The organism is Micromonospora sp. NPDC049102 (assembly GCF_043197485.1).
Taxonomy (GTDB): domain Bacteria; phylum Actinomycetota; class Actinomycetes; order Mycobacteriales; family Micromonosporaceae; genus Micromonospora.
In genome coordinates, this window is record NZ_JBICTE010000020.1 from 65,147 (window position 1) to 81,205 (window position 16,059).

General features: G+C 71.9%; 14 protein-coding genes. 11 read left to right on the forward strand and 3 right to left on the reverse strand.

Annotated features, from left to right (window positions below; translation table 11 throughout):
- Positions 1–31 precede the first annotated feature (31 nt).
- Positions 32–1,321, forward strand: coding sequence for an MFS transporter (locus tag ACGFH9_RS19720; protein WP_393221186.1), 1,290 nt, complete (start codon positions 32–34; stop codon positions 1,319–1,321).
- Between the two features lie 20 nt (positions 1,322–1,341).
- On the opposite strand, the gene ACGFH9_RS19725 is transcribed toward ACGFH9_RS19720, so the two are convergent.
- Positions 1,342–1,827 (reverse strand): GNAT family N-acetyltransferase, encoded by a 486-nt coding sequence (locus tag ACGFH9_RS19725; RefSeq protein WP_393221189.1) that lies wholly within the window; start codon positions 1,825–1,827, stop codon positions 1,342–1,344.
- A gap of 67 nt (positions 1,828–1,894) precedes the next feature.
- Positions 1,895–2,968: a LacI family DNA-binding transcriptional regulator gene (locus tag ACGFH9_RS19730; RefSeq protein ID WP_393221192.1), complete on the reverse strand. Its 1,074-nt coding sequence runs from the start codon at positions 2,966–2,968 to the stop codon at positions 1,895–1,897.
- 92 nt (positions 2,969–3,060) lie between these two features.
- On the opposite strand from ACGFH9_RS19730, the gene ACGFH9_RS19735 reads away from it, so the two are divergent.
- The 9 genes from ACGFH9_RS19735 (at position 3,061) to ACGFH9_RS19775 (ending at position 14,497) form a co-directional block, all read left to right on the forward strand.
- Positions 3,061–3,780: a cupin domain-containing protein gene (locus ACGFH9_RS19735; RefSeq protein ID WP_393221194.1), complete on the forward strand. Its 720-nt coding sequence runs from the start codon at positions 3,061–3,063 to the stop codon at positions 3,778–3,780.
- Positions 3,781–4,291: 511 nt separating this feature from the next.
- A complete protein-coding gene (locus tag ACGFH9_RS19740; protein ID WP_393221197.1) occupies positions 4,292–5,053 on the forward strand; it encodes an ABC transporter permease in 762 nt (253 codons plus the stop codon).
- 23 nt (positions 5,054–5,076) lie between these two features.
- A complete protein-coding gene (locus ACGFH9_RS19745; RefSeq protein WP_393221200.1) occupies positions 5,077–6,081 on the forward strand; it encodes an ABC transporter substrate-binding protein in 1,005 nt (334 codons plus the stop codon).
- Between the two features lie 43 nt (positions 6,082–6,124).
- Positions 6,125–6,880: an ABC transporter ATP-binding protein gene (locus ACGFH9_RS19750; RefSeq protein ID WP_393221301.1), complete on the forward strand. Its 756-nt coding sequence runs from the start codon at positions 6,125–6,127 to the stop codon at positions 6,878–6,880.
- Positions 6,881–6,907: 27 nt separating this feature from the next.
- A complete protein-coding gene (locus ACGFH9_RS19755; RefSeq protein ID WP_393221203.1) occupies positions 6,908–8,059 on the forward strand; it encodes a Gfo/Idh/MocA family protein in 1,152 nt (383 codons plus the stop codon).
- A complete protein-coding gene (locus ACGFH9_RS19760; protein ID WP_393221206.1) occupies positions 8,056–9,210 on the forward strand; it encodes a dihydrodipicolinate synthase family protein in 1,155 nt (384 codons plus the stop codon). The genes ACGFH9_RS19755 and ACGFH9_RS19760 overlap by 4 nt, the downstream gene beginning before the upstream one ends.
- Before the next feature lie 115 nt (positions 9,211–9,325).
- On the forward strand, positions 9,326–10,129 hold the full coding sequence (locus tag ACGFH9_RS19765; RefSeq protein WP_393221209.1) for a sugar phosphate isomerase/epimerase family protein: 804 nt from the start codon (positions 9,326–9,328) through the stop codon (positions 10,127–10,129).
- Positions 10,130–10,185: 56 nt separating this feature from the next.
- The gene (locus ACGFH9_RS19770) at positions 10,186–11,130 is read left to right on the forward strand and encodes an acyltransferase domain-containing protein (protein ID WP_393221212.1); all 945 of its coding nucleotides are present in this window, start codon (positions 10,186–10,188) and stop codon (positions 11,128–11,130) included.
- Between the two features lie 283 nt (positions 11,131–11,413).
- Positions 11,414–14,497, forward strand: coding sequence for a S8 family serine peptidase (locus ACGFH9_RS19775; RefSeq protein WP_393221215.1), 3,084 nt, complete (start codon positions 11,414–11,416; stop codon positions 14,495–14,497).
- 50 nt (positions 14,498–14,547) lie between these two features.
- Here ACGFH9_RS19775 and ACGFH9_RS19780 read toward each other — a convergent pair whose 3' ends face one another.
- Positions 14,548–15,309 carry a hypothetical protein gene (locus ACGFH9_RS19780; RefSeq protein ID WP_393221218.1) on the reverse strand — a complete coding sequence of 254 codons (762 nt, stop codon included), beginning with the start codon at positions 15,307–15,309 and terminating at the stop codon, positions 14,548–14,550.
- Between the two features lie 181 nt (positions 15,310–15,490).
- Between ACGFH9_RS19780 and ACGFH9_RS19785 the strand changes: the two genes are divergently transcribed.
- The gene (locus ACGFH9_RS19785; protein ID WP_393221221.1) at positions 15,491–16,018 is read left to right on the forward strand and encodes a hypothetical protein; all 528 of its coding nucleotides are present in this window, start codon (positions 15,491–15,493) and stop codon (positions 16,016–16,018) included.
- Positions 16,019–16,059: the final 41 nt, after the last annotated feature.

Consider the following 16,059-nt stretch of genomic DNA (forward strand, 5'->3'; position numbering starts at 1 on the left):
CGCCGGCGCCGCGCACGATAGCCTCGGCGGGATGAGCAACGCGCCCCGGCTGGGCCGGGCCCCGCTGTGGCGGGACCGCTCCTTCGGCACGTACTGGATCGCGCAGTCGCTCTCCGCGGCGGGCGACGCGTTCGCCTACCTGGCGGTGCCACTGCTGGTGTTGCAGGCGACCGGATCGGTGGCGCAGATGGGCCTGCTCACCGCCGTCGCGGGCGCGGCGTCCGTGGCGGCCGGCGTCTTCGGCGGGGTGCTGGTCGACAGGTACGACCGCCGTACGCTGATGATCGTCGCGGACCTGGTCCGGCTGGTCCTCTACGGTCTCGTGCCCCTCGTCTGGCTCGCCGGCCCGCGCGTCTGGCTCCTCTTCGTCGTGCTGCCGATCTGCGAGGCGGCCGGCATGCTGTTCCAGGTCGCGGCGGTGACCGCCGTCCGCAATCTCGTCGACGCCGACCGGATCACCGAGGCCAACGGCCGGCTCCAGGCGACGTTCGCGGCCACCGCCGTCCTCGGGCCGCTGCTCGCCGGAGTGGTGTCGGCCCGCTTCGGCCCGGCCACCGCCATCGCCGTCAACGCGGCGAGCTTCGCGCTCTCGGCTGCCGGCCTGCGGCTGGTCCGGCTGCGCGCCGCCCGGCCAGCCGACGCCCCGGAGGTGCCCCGGGGCAGCCCGCTTGTCGAGTTCCTGGCCGGAGCGCGCTTCCTGTGGCGACAGCCCGTGCTCCGCGCGCTGACCGTCCTGCTGTCGGTGTTCGTCTTCCTGGTCTACGGCTTCACCGACGTGCTGATCTACCACGTGACACACGACCTCGGCGGGAGCGAGGGGACGGTCGGCACCGTACTCGGCCTGGCGGCGCTGGGCACGGTCGCCGGGGCGCTGCTGGTGGCCCCGCTGCGTCGTCGGCGCGGCTTCGGCACGACGTGGATCGGCGCGCACGCCGTCTGCGGGTTCGCGGTGGCGGGCGTCGGCGCGGCGACGACGGTGCCGGCGGTCACCGCCCTGACCGCCGTGTACCTGTGCTGCCTCAGCATCGGTGGGATCTGCTCGATGTCCCTACGCCAGGAGATCACTCCCGACCATCTGCTCGGCCGGGTCACCTCGGCGTTCTGGAGTACGCACTACGCTCTCGGGCCGGCCGGCGCGGCGATCCTGACCTGGACGGCCGGCCGGTACGGCGTACCGGCGGTGGCGCTCGTCGCCGGAGCGGGTTGCCTGCTGGTGGCGGTCGGCGGGCTGTTCACCCCGATCCGCCGCGCGGGCGCCGAGCCGGCCGCCGACCCACGCGGGCTCGGACCGACACCGGCCGTCGGCACGACCGGCGGCTGAGGCGCGTTGTCGGCGGGGAGTCAGAACTCCAGGTACATGACGTGCAGGCCGACCCGGCCGAGGGTCCGGTGGCGGAACGCGCCCGGCACGGTGCCAACCACGTCGAAGCCCTCGCGCCGGTACAGCTCGACCGCCGTCCGGTTCGTCTCCACCACGGCGTTGAACTGCATGCCGGCGTACCCCTGGTCGCGCGCCCAGGTCAGGGCGTCGCGGCACAGCGCGGTGCCCACGCCCCGGCCACGCGCGTCGGCGGCGACCAGGAAGCTGGCGGTGGAGACGTGCGCTCCGGGCCCGGGCCGGTTGGCGCCCATCTTCGCGCTGCCGAGCACCCGCCCGCCGTCCACCGCGACGACGGTCCGCCCGGGCGGGGTCTCCACCCAGATGTCGTACGCCTCGTCAGCGGTCATCCGGGGGTCGTAGGTGAAGGTCTCCTGTGCCCGGATGACGTCCCCGACGATCGGCCACACCTGCGACCAGTCCTGTTCGGTGAACGTACGGATCAACACGGGCGCAGGCTACGCAGGACGGGCTGGCGGAGCAACGGGTTTGCGCGGCCCAGGTCGGCCGGCCCCGTCACGAGGCGGTGCCGGCTCGCCGGGCGCGGGGTGTCGACGTCGCCGTGTCGCGCGGTCGGCCCGCCACCGGCCCGGAGGTGTCCCGGCGGATCAGCTCGGCGGGGAGCACCTCGATCCGGGGCGTCGGCGCAGCCGTCCCGAGCACCAGCGACATCGCCCGCACTCCCATGTCGACGAGGGGGAGCCGCACCGTCGTCAACGCGGGCGTGACGTCGCGGGCGATCGGCATGTCGTCGAAGCCGACGACGGAGATCCGCCCCGGTACGGCGAGCGAGCGGGCCCGCAGGGTGGCGAGCGCGCCGATGGCCATCGAGTCGTTGAGCGCCACGATCGCGGTCAGCTCCGGATCGGCGTCGAGCAGCCGGGCGGTGGCCTCCGCGCCGCCGTCGCGGTCGAACTCGGCGTACCGGACCCGCCGTTCGGGCAGGTCGAGGCCGTACGCGGTGAGGGCCTGCCGGAGCCCGGCCAGCCGATCGGTGGTGGTGGTGAGGATGCGCGGGCCGGCGACCACGCCGATCGCCCGGTGGCCCAGCTCGCAGAGTTCGCGGCCGGCGAGGTGGCCGCCGGCCCGGTTGTCGGGCATGACGGCGTCGCCGGAGTGCTCGTGGCGGCCGATGACCGCGACCCGCCCGCCGGTCGCCTCGTACGCCGCCAGCTTCTCGTTGAGCTGTCGGGTGAAGGCATCGTCGTGGTAGCCGGACCCGGCGAGGATCAGCGCCGCCACCTGGTGACCGCGCAGCAGTTCCACGTACTCCAGCTCGCGATCCGGGTCGCGGTAGCTGTTGCAGATCATCAGCAGCCGGCCCTGGTCGGTCGCGACCCTCTGCAGGCCGCGCGTTATCTCGGCGAAGTACGGGTCGGAGACGTCGTGCACGATCACGCCGACCGCGCTGCGGTGCGAGCGGGCCAGCAACTGGGCGTGCGCGTTCGGCACGTACTGCAACTCGGCCACGGCCGCGAGGACGCGCTCGCGCAGCTCGTCGGTGACGGGCTTGCTGCTGCCGTTGATGACGCGTGAGGCCGTGGCGGGTGAGACGCCCGCGCGCCGCGCCACGTCGGACAGGGTCGCCATGGCCCGCCCCCTCGGTCTGTTGACGGCGTTTCGCCGCGCCCGCTAGCGTCACCGTACCGTAGAGAAAGCCCTTTCCCGCAGGGAGGCCGGCCATGTTGGATCGCTTCGCGGCACTGCCCGGCGGGATCGGTGTCTCCCGGCTGCGCGTCTACGACACGGCTGCGCCGGACGGCGTGGTCGGTGGTACGCCGCACGTGCACCTCTGCTGCACCGAGGGGTACGTGGTGACCGGGGGCGAGGGTGCGGTGCAGACCCTGACCAGCGCCGACGGCTTCTCCGAGACCCCGCTGCGTCCGGGCGCGGTGGTCTGGTTCGAGCCGGGCACCGTGCACCGTCTGGTCAACGGCGGTGGTCTGACCATTGTGGTGCTCATGCAGAACAGTGGCCTGCCCGAGGCCGGTGACGCGGTGCTGACCTTCCCGCCGGAGGTGCTCGCCGACCCCGAGGCGTACGTCGCGGCGGCGGCGCTACCGGACGGGGGAGCGCCGGGGACGGACGTGCGGGCCGCGTACCGCCGTAGGGATCTGGCGGTGACCGGCTTCGCGGCGCTGCGGTCCGGTGGTCCGGCGGCGCTGGCGGCCTTCCACGCGGCGGCGGCGGCGCTGCGCCAGCCGCTGCTGGCGGCCTGGCGGCGGCGGTGGGCCGCCGGCGCGGGTCGGGCCGCCGCCGGCACCGGCGCCCAGTTGGACGCCCTGGAGCGGGGCGACTGCGGACATCTGGGCGAGGCTGGCGTGTACGCGGTGGACGCACCCGCGGAGCGCGGCCGACTGGGCATGTGCGGCCTGCTCGACACCTACCCGGCTGCCGGCTGACGCCGCGAGCCCCGCGTGGTCCGGTGCGGACCTTGAGGGTGGTGCTCGCCTCGGGTTCAGGGAAGTCGCGGTGTCCGAGGGCGAGGAAAGGCCCCCGGTTTCCAGGAGGCCGGATTCCACCTCGGGCGACGCCTTCACCTGGCGGCCCGGCTGGCGTCGAATAGATCGAGGAAAGGCCTTGCCTGCCGTCTGGACGCCGCCTACGCTCCAGGAAAGCGTTTGCCTGACCCGCCGACTGGCCCGGCTCCCGGGTGCCGCGCCGGGCCCCGAGGAGGTTCGCGTGACGGAGAACTCTTTGGACACCGCGGGCCGGCGCGCCGCTGCTGACCAGGCGAGCGGTGAGCGGGAAGGCGATTCAGCCGCCACGGCTCAGTCCTCGCCCGGATCGGCCGAAGCTCCGGATCGCACCGACCGCGCACCCCGATCCACAGTGGTCGCCTCGCCGGTCGGCGGCGGTGGCCGATCACCCCGACCCACGCTCGGCCGCCGCGCGGCGTCGGTTGCCGACTCGATGTGGCGCCCAGCGCTCGTGCTGGCGGCCTTCGTCCTCGCCTGGTGGTTCGTCGCCGCCCGGGAGTACGTGCCGAACTACCTCGTGCCCACCCCCGGCCAGGTCTGGACCACGATGACCGACCAGTGGTCCGAGTTGGCGCGACACACCCTGGTCACCCTCTACGAGACCGTGCTCGGCTTCGTCCTGGCCGCCGCGCTGGGACTGGCCACCGCGGTCGCCATCGCCTACTCGCGCACCCTGGACAAGGCGCTCTACCCGATCGTCCTGTTCGCGCAGGTCATCCCGAAGATCGCCATCGCGCCGCTGCTGGTCGTCTGGTTCGGCCTGGGTCTCACCCCGAAGATCATCCTGGCGGTGCTCATCGCATTCTTCCCGGTGGTCATCTCCGGCGTGGCCGGCCTGCGCTCGACCGACCCGGAACTGCTCGACCTCTCCGCCACGATGGGCGCCGGGCCGTGGCGTACCTTCCGCAAGATCCGCTTCCCGAACGCTCTACCGCACCTGATGGCCGGTCTGAAGGTGGCGGTCACCCTCGCGGTGGTCGGCGCCGTGGTCGGCGAGTTCGTCGGCGCCAGCGAAGGGCTCGGCTACGTCCTGTTGCTGGCCAACGGCAACCTCGACGCCCCGCTGCTGTTCGCCGACCTGATCCTGATGTCCGCCATCGGCATCGTCCTGTTCGTCCTGGTCGAGATCGCCGAGGCGCTGCTCATCCCGTGGCACGCCAGCCGCCGCGCCGGCGTGTCCCTCACCACCTCCTGACCGACCCCATCACGGAGGCATTGATGAAACGCACCGCCACCACCATTCTGGCCACCGCCGCCCTGCTGCTCGCCGCCACCGGCTGCGGCGACAGCGACTCCGCCGGCAGGACCGGCACCGACGGAAAGAAGCAGGTCACCCTGACCCTCAACTGGGTGCCGTACGGCGAGCACGCCCCCTTCTACTACGGCCTGCAGAAGGGCTACTACTCCGCCGAGGGCATCGACCTGAAGATCCTGCCCGGCAACGGTTCCGGCAACACGGTCAAGCAGGTCGCCCAGAAGCAGACCGACTTCGGATGGGCCGACAGTCCCGTCCTGCTCAAGTCGGTGGCGAGCGGGATGCCGGTGCGCAGCCTCGGCGCGTACCTGGAGAAGGGTCCCTCCTCGGTGGAGTTCTTCACCGAGAAGAACATCAAGACCCCGGCGGACCTGAAGGGCAAGACCGTCGGCGGCACGCCCGGCGACGCCCTCTACGCGACCTTCCCGGCCTGGTTGGAGAAGAACGGCCTCAAGAAGGACGACGTCAAGGTGGTCAACGTGGACGCCGCCGGCAAGATCGCCGCCCTGGCCGAGGGCAAGGTCGACGCCATCATGGGCTTCTTCCACGACCAGGCACCCACCATCGAGAGCAAGACCGGCAAGAAGGTCGACGTGCTGCTCTTCGCCGACTACGGGATGAACCTGCTCGGCACCGGCCTGATCGCCAACACCCAGACCCTGCAGAAGGACCCGGATCTGGCCCGCAAGTTCGTGCGCGCCACCCAGAAGTCCTGGGCCGACGCGGCGCGCGACCCGGCCGGCGCGGTGAGCGCCATGGTGGCGCTCGCCGAGAACGAGCCCGCCCCCGAGGTACTCACCAAGCAGCTCACCCTCAACCTGTCGCTGCTCGGTGCCGACGGCCCGCCCGGGGTGAACACCGACGCCCAGTGGTCCGAGACCATCGACCTGATGTCCCGCTTCGCGGAGCTGAAGGAACCGGGCGCGCCGGACGCGTACTGGGACTCCACCTACGCGGCCAAGGGGTGACGGGGTGAGCGCCGCGCCGGCGACCACCGGCACCGCCATCGGGATGTCCGGCGTGACCGTCCGATTCACCACCCGACGGTCGCGGACCACCGCCCTCGACGACGTGTCCCTGCACATCGAGCCGGGGGAGTTCGTCACCATCGTCGGCCCGTCCGGCTGCGGCAAGTCCACCCTGCTGAAGATCGTCGCCGGCCTGGTGAAGCCCACCAGCGGAGAGGTCTCACTGCTGCGACAGCCGGTACGCGGCCCACAGAAGGAGATCGGCTTCGTCTTCCAGAAGGCCGCGCTGCTCGAGTGGCGTGGCGCGCGGGCCAACATCCTGCTCCAGGCCGAGATGCGCGGCATGGATCGGGTACGGGCGGCCCGCCGCGCCGACGAGCTGATCGAGATGACCGGCCTGACCGGCTTCGAGAAGGCGCTCCCGCACGAGCTGTCCGGCGGCATGCAGCAGCGGGTGGCGTTGTGCCGCGCGCTGCTGCACGCCCCGCCGGTGCTGCTGATGGATGAGCCGTTCGGCGCCCTGGACGCGCTGACCCGCGAGCAGATGAACGCCGAGCTGCACCGCATCTGGCGGGAGACCGGCACCACCGTCGTGCTGGTCACCCACTCCATCGCCGAGGCGGTCTTCCTCGGCACCCGGGTCGTGGTGATGAGCGCCCGGCCCGGCCGGATCATCCGCACCTTCGGTGTCGAGCTGCCGGCGCACCGCGACTACGCGCAGGTGATGTCGGACTCCCGCTTCGACCGGCTCGCCACCGAACTGCGTGGGTTGCTCGGCAGCGCGGCCGCCAACCACTGAACGACCAGCACGACGAAAGGGATCACCATGACCCGCAGGTCGATCGGCATCATCGTCAACGGCGTGACCGGACGCATGGGCTACCGCCAGCACCTCGTCCGCTCCCTGTTGGCCATCCGCGAGTCGGGCGGCGTGACGGTGGCCGACGGTACGACCATCTGGCCGGAACCGGTCCTGGTGGGGCGCAACGAGACCAAACTCCGCGAGCTCGCCGAGCGACACGGCCTCACCGACTGGACCACCGACCTGACCTCCGCGCTGGCCCGCGACGACGTCGAGATCTACTTCGACGCCCTGGTGACCCAGCAGCGGGAGAAGGCGATCCGCCAGGCGATCGAGGCCGGCAAGCACATCTACACCGAGAAGCCGCTCGCCGAGGACACCGCCGCCGCGCTCGACCTGGCGCGCGCCGCCGACGCGGCCGGTGTCCGCACCGGTGTCGTGCAGGACAAGCTGTTCCTGCCCGGGCTGCGCAAGCTCAAGCGGCTCGTCGACGGCAACTTCTTCGGCCGGATCCTCTCGGTGCGCGGCGAGTTCGGCTACTGGGTCTTCGAGGGCGACTGGCAGCCCGCCCAGCGCCCCTCGTGGAACTACCGCGCCGAAGCCGGCGGCGGCATCACCTCCGACATGTTCCCGCACTGGCACTACGTGCTCCAGGAGCTGTTCGGCCGGGTCACCGCGGTCTCCTGCGTGACCCGCACCCACGTGCCCGAGCGGGTCGACGAGGACGGCCGCACCTACGCGGCCACCGCCGACGACGCCGCGTACGCCATCTTCGAACTCGAAGGCGGCGTGATCGCGCAGATCAACTCGTCGTGGGGTGTGCGGGTGTACCGCGACGAGCTGGTGGAGTTCCAGGTCGACGGCACCGAGGGCAGCGCCGTCGCGGGGCTGCGCGACTGCCGGGTGCAGCACCGGGCGGTCACCCCGAAACCGGTGTGGAACCCGGACCTGCCGGTCACCGAGAACTTCCGCGCCCAGTGGACCGAGGTCCCCGACAACGAGGAGTTCGACAACGGCTTCAAGGTGCAGTGGGAGGCCTTTCTGCGGCACGTCGTCGCCGGCGAGCCCTTCCAGTGGGACTTCCTGGCCGGCGCGCGCGGTGTACAGCTCGCCGAGCTGGGGCTCCGCGCGGCCCGCGAGGGCGTCCGCGTCGAGGTCCCGGAGCTGCACGCATGAGGGTCACCGAGGTGGTCCTGCCCGGCGGTCGGCGACACCGGCTGGCCGGGGCGGGGGGCTTCGGCCGCCCGGCCGCCCCGGCGACCGGCCGGATCGCGTACGCCGCCGCGCACGTGGTCGCCGACCCGGGGGCGGAGAACGTGCCGGGCGCCCCGGCGGTGGTGGACTGGGACACCACGCTCGCCTTCCGGCGGCACCTGTGGTCGTACGGACTGGGTGTCGCCGAGGCGATGGACACCGCCCAGCGGGGCATGGGGCTGGACTACCCGGCGACCCGGGAGCTGATCCGGCGCAGCGCCGCCGAGGCCCGCGTCGTGGGCGGCCGGATCGTCGCCGGCGTCGGCACCGACCAGCTCCCGACCGGCCCGGCCACCCTGGCCGAGGTCACCGCCGCGTACCGCGAGCAGCTCGACGACGTCCGCGCCGCCGGCGCCCGGCCGGTGCTGATGTGCAGCCGGCACCTGGCGGCGGCCGCCCACGGCCCCGAGGACTACCTACGGGTGTACGACGAGCTGCTGTCCGCCGCCGGTGAGCCGATGGTGCTGCACTGGCTGGGCCCGATGTTCGACCCGGCGTTGACCGGTTACTGGGGGTCCGCCGACCTGGACCTGGCCGCCGACACGGTCCTCGAACTGATCAAGGCGCACCAGGGGACCGTGGACGGCATCAAGGTGTCGCTGCTGGACGCCGACCGGGAGGTGGCGTTGCGCCGCCGGCTGCCAGTGGGCGTACGCCTCTACACCGGCGACGACTTCCACTATCCGGAGCTGATCCGGGGTGACGAGGTGGGCCACTCCGACGCGCTGCTCGGTGTGTTCGCGGCCATCGCGCCGGCCGCCGCCGCCGCGCTGTCCGCCCTCGACCGGGGGGACCTGCCCACGTACGACGAGATCTTCGCCCCCACCGTGCCGCTGGCCCGGCACCTCTTCGCGGTGCCGACCTGGCACTACAAGACGGGCATCGTGTTCCTGTCGTGGCTGGCCGGGCACCAGGACCACTTCACGATGGTGGGCGGTGCGCAGTCCGGCCGGTCCCCGGCGCACCTGGCGACCCTACTCACCCTCGCCGACGCGGCCGGGCTGCTGCCCGACGCCGAGCTGGCCGCCGCTCGTGCCCGGGCGTTCTTCACCGTGGCAGGGGTTGTCCAGTGAGCGCGAGGAGTGAGCCGGTTTTGCGAGCCCCGCAGTCGCGAACAGGGCAGGCACAGTGAGCGCGAGGAGTGAGCCGGTTTTGCGAGCCCCGCAGTCGCGAACGAAGGGCAGCCCAGTGAGCCTCGCCCGTTTCTCGTTCAACCAGGCGACCGCCCAGCACTGGCCGCTGCCCGAGGTGGTTGCCGGTTGTGTGGCGGCCGGCGTACCGGGCATCGGGCTGTGGCGGGAGCCGGTGGCCGGGTACGGGTTGGCCCGCGCGGCGAAGCTGGTCCGCGACGCGGGGCTGACCGTCACCTCGCTGTGTCGGGGCGGCTTCTTCTCCGCCGACGACTGGCAGGCGGACAATCTGCGCGCCATCGAGGAGGCGGCCACGCTGGGCGCGCCCGAGCTGGTACTCGTCTCCGGCGGACTGCCGGCGGGCAGCCGGGACGTCGACGGGGCCCGGAGTCGGGTCGCCGACGCCATCGGTGAGCTGGCGCCGCACGCGGCGGCGGCCGGCGTACGGCTGGCGATCGAACCGCTGCACCCGATGTTCGCCGCCGACCGTTGCGTGATCGCGACCCTCGGCCAGGCGCTCGACATCGCCGAACGGTTCGACCCGGCGGTGGTCGGCGTGGTCGTGGACGCGTACCACGTGTGGTGGGACGACACGGTGTACGCGCAGATCGACCGGGCCGGCGCGCGGATCGCCGCGTTCCAGGTCTGCGACTGGGTGACGCCGCTGCCGGAGGGCGTGCTGCTCGGACGCGCCCTGCCCGGCGACGGGTGCATCGAGCTGCGACGGCTCCGCGAGGCGGTGGACGCGGCCGGCTACCGGGGTCCGATCGAGGTGGAGGTCTTCTCCGCCGAGGTCTGGGCACGGCCGGGCGCGGAGGTGCTCGACGCCGCGATCGCCGGCTACCTGCGCCACGTCGTCTGACCACCGCGACGGGTACGGGCCCTGGGCCGATGCCACCCGGCGGTAAGGTCGTCCGCGTGGATCTGTTCGAGACCGCGGCCCTGCTCGGGGCACCCGTCGAGGCCGTCGAGCGTGTGCACCGGCTCGCCGGCGACCGGCCCTCGGCCCCGCTGCCCGCCAAGGCCGACGTGCCCGCGATCCTCGATCGGCTCGCGGTACCTCCGGACGACGTCGCCGAGATCATGGCAGGCTGGCCGGACGACGGGTCACCACTGTGGACGCCCGAGCTGCGCTGGCTGCTCGACCGTTCGATCGCGCTGGTCCGCGCGGATCTCGGCGGCTACGCCTGGCTGCCACCCGGCCCGGAGCTGCCGCTCGACCGTGGCCCCGCCTGGCGGCATCTCTACGTGTACGCGTACCTCGCCCTGGTCGAGGTCGTGCGGGGCTACCACCACGACCACGGCGTTCCCGACGCCGTGTCCTGGGCGACCCTCGCCGACCTGGGCCGCAACCTGGCGGTCGACCGGCGGATGCGCGGCGAGGGTTGGCCGGTCATGCAGAGCTGGTTGACGCTGCACGTGCGCGGCGCGGTCTACGAGTTGGGCCGGTTGCAGCACCACCGCGGCGACGGCGCCATCGGGCTGCACATACCCGACGCGGGGCCGCTGACCCCGGAGGCGGTCTCGGCGTCGCTCGACGAGGCCCGCGTCTTCTTCGCGCGCCACTTCCCGGACGAGCACTACACGGCGTTCTCCTGCGGCTCGTGGCTTCTCGACCCCCAGTTGCGGGAGTACCTGCCCGAGGACTCCAACATCATCCGGTTCCAGCGACGGTTCGAGCTGGAACCCTACGAGGAGCCGGAGGGGCTGGACGCCGACGTCGAGGTGCTGCGGTTCGTGTTCCGTACGCTGACCACGCCGCTCGGCGAACTGCCGCGCCGCACCGTCCTGCAACGCGCGATCGTCGACCACCTGTCGTCCGGCCGGCACTGGCAGTGGCGTCAGGGTCGCTTCCCGGTCTGAGCCTCGTTGACGCTGCCGGGCTGGTCCGGGTGTGCGAGGACCCCGGGTCCCGGGTCCGCCGCACCCGCCGGAGTCCGCTGGCCGGAGTGGCTGATTCTTCCTCAGTCGTGGCGAAGAAAACATGATCTAGGCACGGTCGAAACATCGTGATCTTATGTGCACCGGCGATCCGTAACACCGTTCGAACCCTCGATTAACCGTCGCGGGCTTAGGTGGGGGAGCGCTCCCATGCGGGTCGCGGTCAACAGGGAAGCTCCACACAGGAGCGATGGAAGGGAGTCTCGTGTCGACGAGCACGAGCGGGAACAACCTGCGAAGACTGGCGCTACCGACGCTGGTCATCGCGATGATCACCGGCACAACCGGTGTCGCGGGATCGGCGTCGGCGGCCCCCGCGGCCCGGCCGGCCAGCGGTAGCACCGGCTACTTCACCAACGGATCCGACAGGCGCACCACACTGACCGACGGAGCCGACCGTCGCGCCGACGCCGACGGGACCAACCCGAAGAGCGCCGTGGACGCCAACGGCTCCGGGGTCTACGTCGTCGAGCTGGCCGAGGAGCCGCTGACCACGTACGTCGGCGGGACGTCGGGGCTGGCGCGGACCCGCCCGACGCCGGGCAACCGGCTGGACGTGACGTCGGCACCGTCGCAGGCGTACCGCCGGCACCTCGACGCGCAGCGGTCCGCCGTCACCTCAGCGGCTGGTGTCCAGGTCAAGACGGCCTACACCGCCGCCTTCAACGGGTTCTCGGCGACGCTGACCGCGAAGCAGGCGATCGCGTTGCGGGCCGACAAGCGGGTCCGCGCCGTCACCGCCGCACGGGCACTGGGCACGCGCTCGGCGACGCCGCTCCCGGCCTCCCCGAACGCCACCGCCGCCGGTACGCCGACCTCTTCCGCGGTCGCTCCGTCCACCACGGACGACGCCGCCAAGCCCACCGCCCCCGCCAAGCCGGTCAAGCCCGGCCCCGGCACCGGAGCGGGCATGGTGGTCGGCGTCCTGGACACCGGCATCTGGCCGGAGAGCGCCTCGTTCGCCAAGACGATGCCCGCGCCCAAGACGTGGCACGGCACGTGCCAGACCGGCGTGGCCTTCGTGGCGGAGCACTGCAACGGCAAGATCGTCGGTGCCCGGTACTTCGCCGACACGTGGCTCGCCGGCGGCGGCTCGGTGCCCGAGGGTGAGGTGCTGTCCCCCCGCGACATGTCGGGACACGGTACGCACACCGCGTCCACGGCAGCCGGTCTGCCGGTTCGGGACGTCACGATCGACGGCCGCTCCTTCGGTTCCGTCTCCGGTGTCGCGCCGGACGCCCAGATCGCCGTCTACAAGGTGCTCTGGGCCGGGATGGGCTACGACGCCGACATCATCGCCGGTATCGACGCGGCAGTCTCCGACGGTGTGCAGGTCCTGAACTTCTCCATCGGCAGCGACCTCGGCGACTGGGAGGCCAACACCCCGATCGGCGTCGCCTTCCTCAACGCCACGCTGTCCGGGGTCTTCGTGGCGGCGTCGGCGGGCAACACCGGCATCGTGAGCGGTGCCATCAGCAACGCGGCGCCCTGGGTCACCACGGTGGGCGCGGCGGTGACCAAGCCCAACGAGGCGACGGTCAAGCTCGGTGACGGCACGAAGCTGGTCGGCGGTTCGCTGGACGCGCTGCCCGGCGACGCCTCGCGGCCGATGCTCTTCGGCGACCAGGCCGGCTCGCTGGAGCAGGGCTCGGCGTACTGCGAGCCGGGCAGCCTGGACCCGGCCAAGATCAAGGGCAAGGTGGTCGCCTGCGCGCTGTCGACCCCCTTCAACTCCGCGCTGGAGGTGAAGGAGAAGGGCGGTGCGGCGATGGTCCTGTTCGACCCGAGCGGCAACTACCGCGTCAACTCCATCTACAACTTCCCGGTGGTCTACCTGAACACTGAGAAGCAGGCCGGCGCGCTGTTCAACTACCTGATGCGCCACCCCACCGACGCCAGGGTGTCGCTGCGCACCGGCGGCGACGGCTCCAGCGTCGCGGGCGTACCGAGCGTGGCGGACTTCTCCTCCACCGGCCCGGACCAGGTGACCCTCGGCGTCTTCAAGCCGGACCTGGTCGCACCGGGTACGGACATTGTCGCCGCGGTCTCGCCGGCGGGTAACTTCGGCCGGAACTACGACGCGTACTCCGGCACCTCGATGGCGTCGCCCTATGTGGCCGGCGCGGCGGCGATCCTGCGGGCCACCCACCCGACCTGGTCGCCGGGGACCGTCGCCTCGGCCCTGCGGACCACCGCCACCGACACCCGCGGCACCAGCAACCCGTTGGACCAGGGCAGCGGTTTCATCAACCTGGCCGGGGCCAAGGACCCGGGTCTGGTCATCGAGCCGACCGCCGCCGAGCTGGTCACGTTCAGCGAGACGGCCCAGCCCGACGGCAAGGAACTCAACCTTCCGGCCATCTCGCTGCGCGAGTACGACGGCACCCGCCCGGTGACCCTCACCCGCACGCTCACCAACGTGGGCAACACGCGGGAGACGTACCGGTCGTCGGTGTCCGGCCTGCCCGGTATGGCGGTCACGGTGTCGCCCGCGTCGGTGACGCTCGCGCCCGGTAAGTCCGCGACGGTGACCATCACGTTGCGCCGGGGCAGCGCCCCCTGGGACCGGTACGTCACCGGGTCGATCACCTGGAAGGGCAAGGCCCACAGTGCCCGGATGCCCGTCGCCGCCCGCCCATGGGGAATCACCCCCCGGCCGTACGCCGACGACGGCGAGGAGTTCGGTCGGATGACCAGCGGCTCGTTCGGCTACGCCCAGCCGGGCTTCACCGGGCCGCTCACCGGACGCAGCACCGGCTACACGCCGATGCGCCGGGAGTCGTACTCGATGCCGGCCGGCGTGTACGGCGGCGTGTTCGACCCGAGCGCGTCCGGGGTGAAGAAGGTCGACTTCACGGTGCCGGCCAACACCGCCGGCATCATCGTCGAGGCCAACACCGAGGATCCGAACACCAACCTCGACCTGTACCTGTACAAGGGCGACAAACTCGTCTACAGCAGTGACAGGTACTGGACCAGCGCGGAGCAGGCGTACAAGTTCCTGCCCGAGCCGGGGCGCTACACCGCGTACGTGTTCGCTCAGGTGCCCGGTGGCCCGGTCGTGGACTTCCAGTTGAGCCACGCCATCATCGGCCGTAACGCCACGTACGCGCCGGCCACGCTGACGTTGCCGTCGACGACGGAGCGCGGTCAGAGCCTCACCTTCACGTTGAAGCCCAACCGGCCGCTGCCCGCGGGTGACTTCTGGGCGTACACCGAGTACCGCACCAACGGCACTGTCGTCCCCGGCAACCTCGTCTCCACCCAGCAGAGCGCCTGGGAGGAGTAGCCGTACGAAACAGTGGGGCGGCGCCGTCGTGCGCTGCCCCACTGTTCTTTCTAGCGCTGCCAGGCGTCGATGGCGTGCACGGCGTCGCGCATGGTCCGGTCCAGGATGGTCGGGTTGCCGCTGCTGCCCTCCCAGCCCTGGTCGTCGAACACCGTCACGACCCCGTCGACCCGGGCCACGGCGATCTGGCTGGAGCCGGCACCGCCCGTGCGCTCACCGTTCATGCTCGTCGCGCTCCACGTCCGGGTCACGAGCAACGCGTCGTCCCCGACACCGGTCACCGCCTTGCTCTCGACCGTGACCTTGCTGCCCTGCTGGTCGAAGGAGGGGCACGCCCGCACCGCATCGCCCACGCGCCGCAGGTAGTCGGTGGCGCCGTCACCGTCGAAGGTGAAGATGGTCTGGTGGATCATGCCCTGCGGTGTGTTGCTGTCGGGCTCGCCGGCCTTCTTGTACGTCACCGTCATCGCCGCGCTGGCGGTGACCTGTCGGCCCCCGGTGCCGAATTCGTTGGCGCAGAGCTTCGGCAGGGCTTCGGCGACGGGCGTCGACCGGCGGGGAGACTTCCGCAGCTCGGACGGTAGCTCCACGAAGGCCGATGTCGGGATCGTCGTCGGCGCGCCGGCGCTCCCGGACGGCTGGTCGGCCGGACTCGGCGCGGCCGCCGTCGTCGGCGCGGCCGACGACGCCGCGTCGGACGTGCCGTCGCCGGTCGTGCAGGCGGTGCTCAGCGCGACGGTGCCCAGCAACGGCAGGATCAGTCCGAGCGCCCATGGCGCTCGGGTGGTCGACGGCGGTGCGTATCGGCTCATTTTTCCCTCACCTCGTCCGAAGCAGTTCCCCGCGTCGAGTCCACGGAAACGATCAGTGCCGTCGGGCCAGCGGGTGCCGGACGGCCGTCGCTTACGCGGCAGCCGGATCGACGGCCTCGACGACCGATTTCCGACTAAAGTGGCGAGACGGCCTAATTAGCTCGGGGACCGGGAGCGCGCGATGGGGCAGGGGTACACCGAACGCACCTACCAGGCCCGACGCCTGGACATCAGCGTCGATCGACCGTACGAGGAGTTCCGGCGGCAGTACGAGCAGGCCGTCCCGCCCTACGACGCCGCCGCGTTCGACGCCCTGGTGGCCCGCGACGCCCCCTGGGACGACGTGCTCGCCCTGATGCGCGAGCGTGCGCCTCACGACTTCCTCATCTACTGGAGCAGCGGCGATCTGCGGCCGATGATGAGCCTCGCGGGTGACGCCGGCAACCCTGTCGAGTACCTGATGGGCAACCACACCATCGCCGAGAAGATGTACCAGCACGACCCGACCGCCATGCTGTACGCGCCGTTGCGCACGATGATCGGCGACGGGCCGGGCGGTGGGGCGCGGTTCGTGATCGAGCAGCCCAGTCGTATGTTCGGCTCGTTCGGCGTGGACGCGATCCACGAGGTGGGCGTGCAGCTCGACAGCGAGGTCGCCGCCCTCCTCGCGCACCTCGGCGTGCCCGTACCGGAAGAGCTGTCGAATTAGCGGCGCCGGCTCACTCAGGCGCAGATCTTGGACAGTTTCCG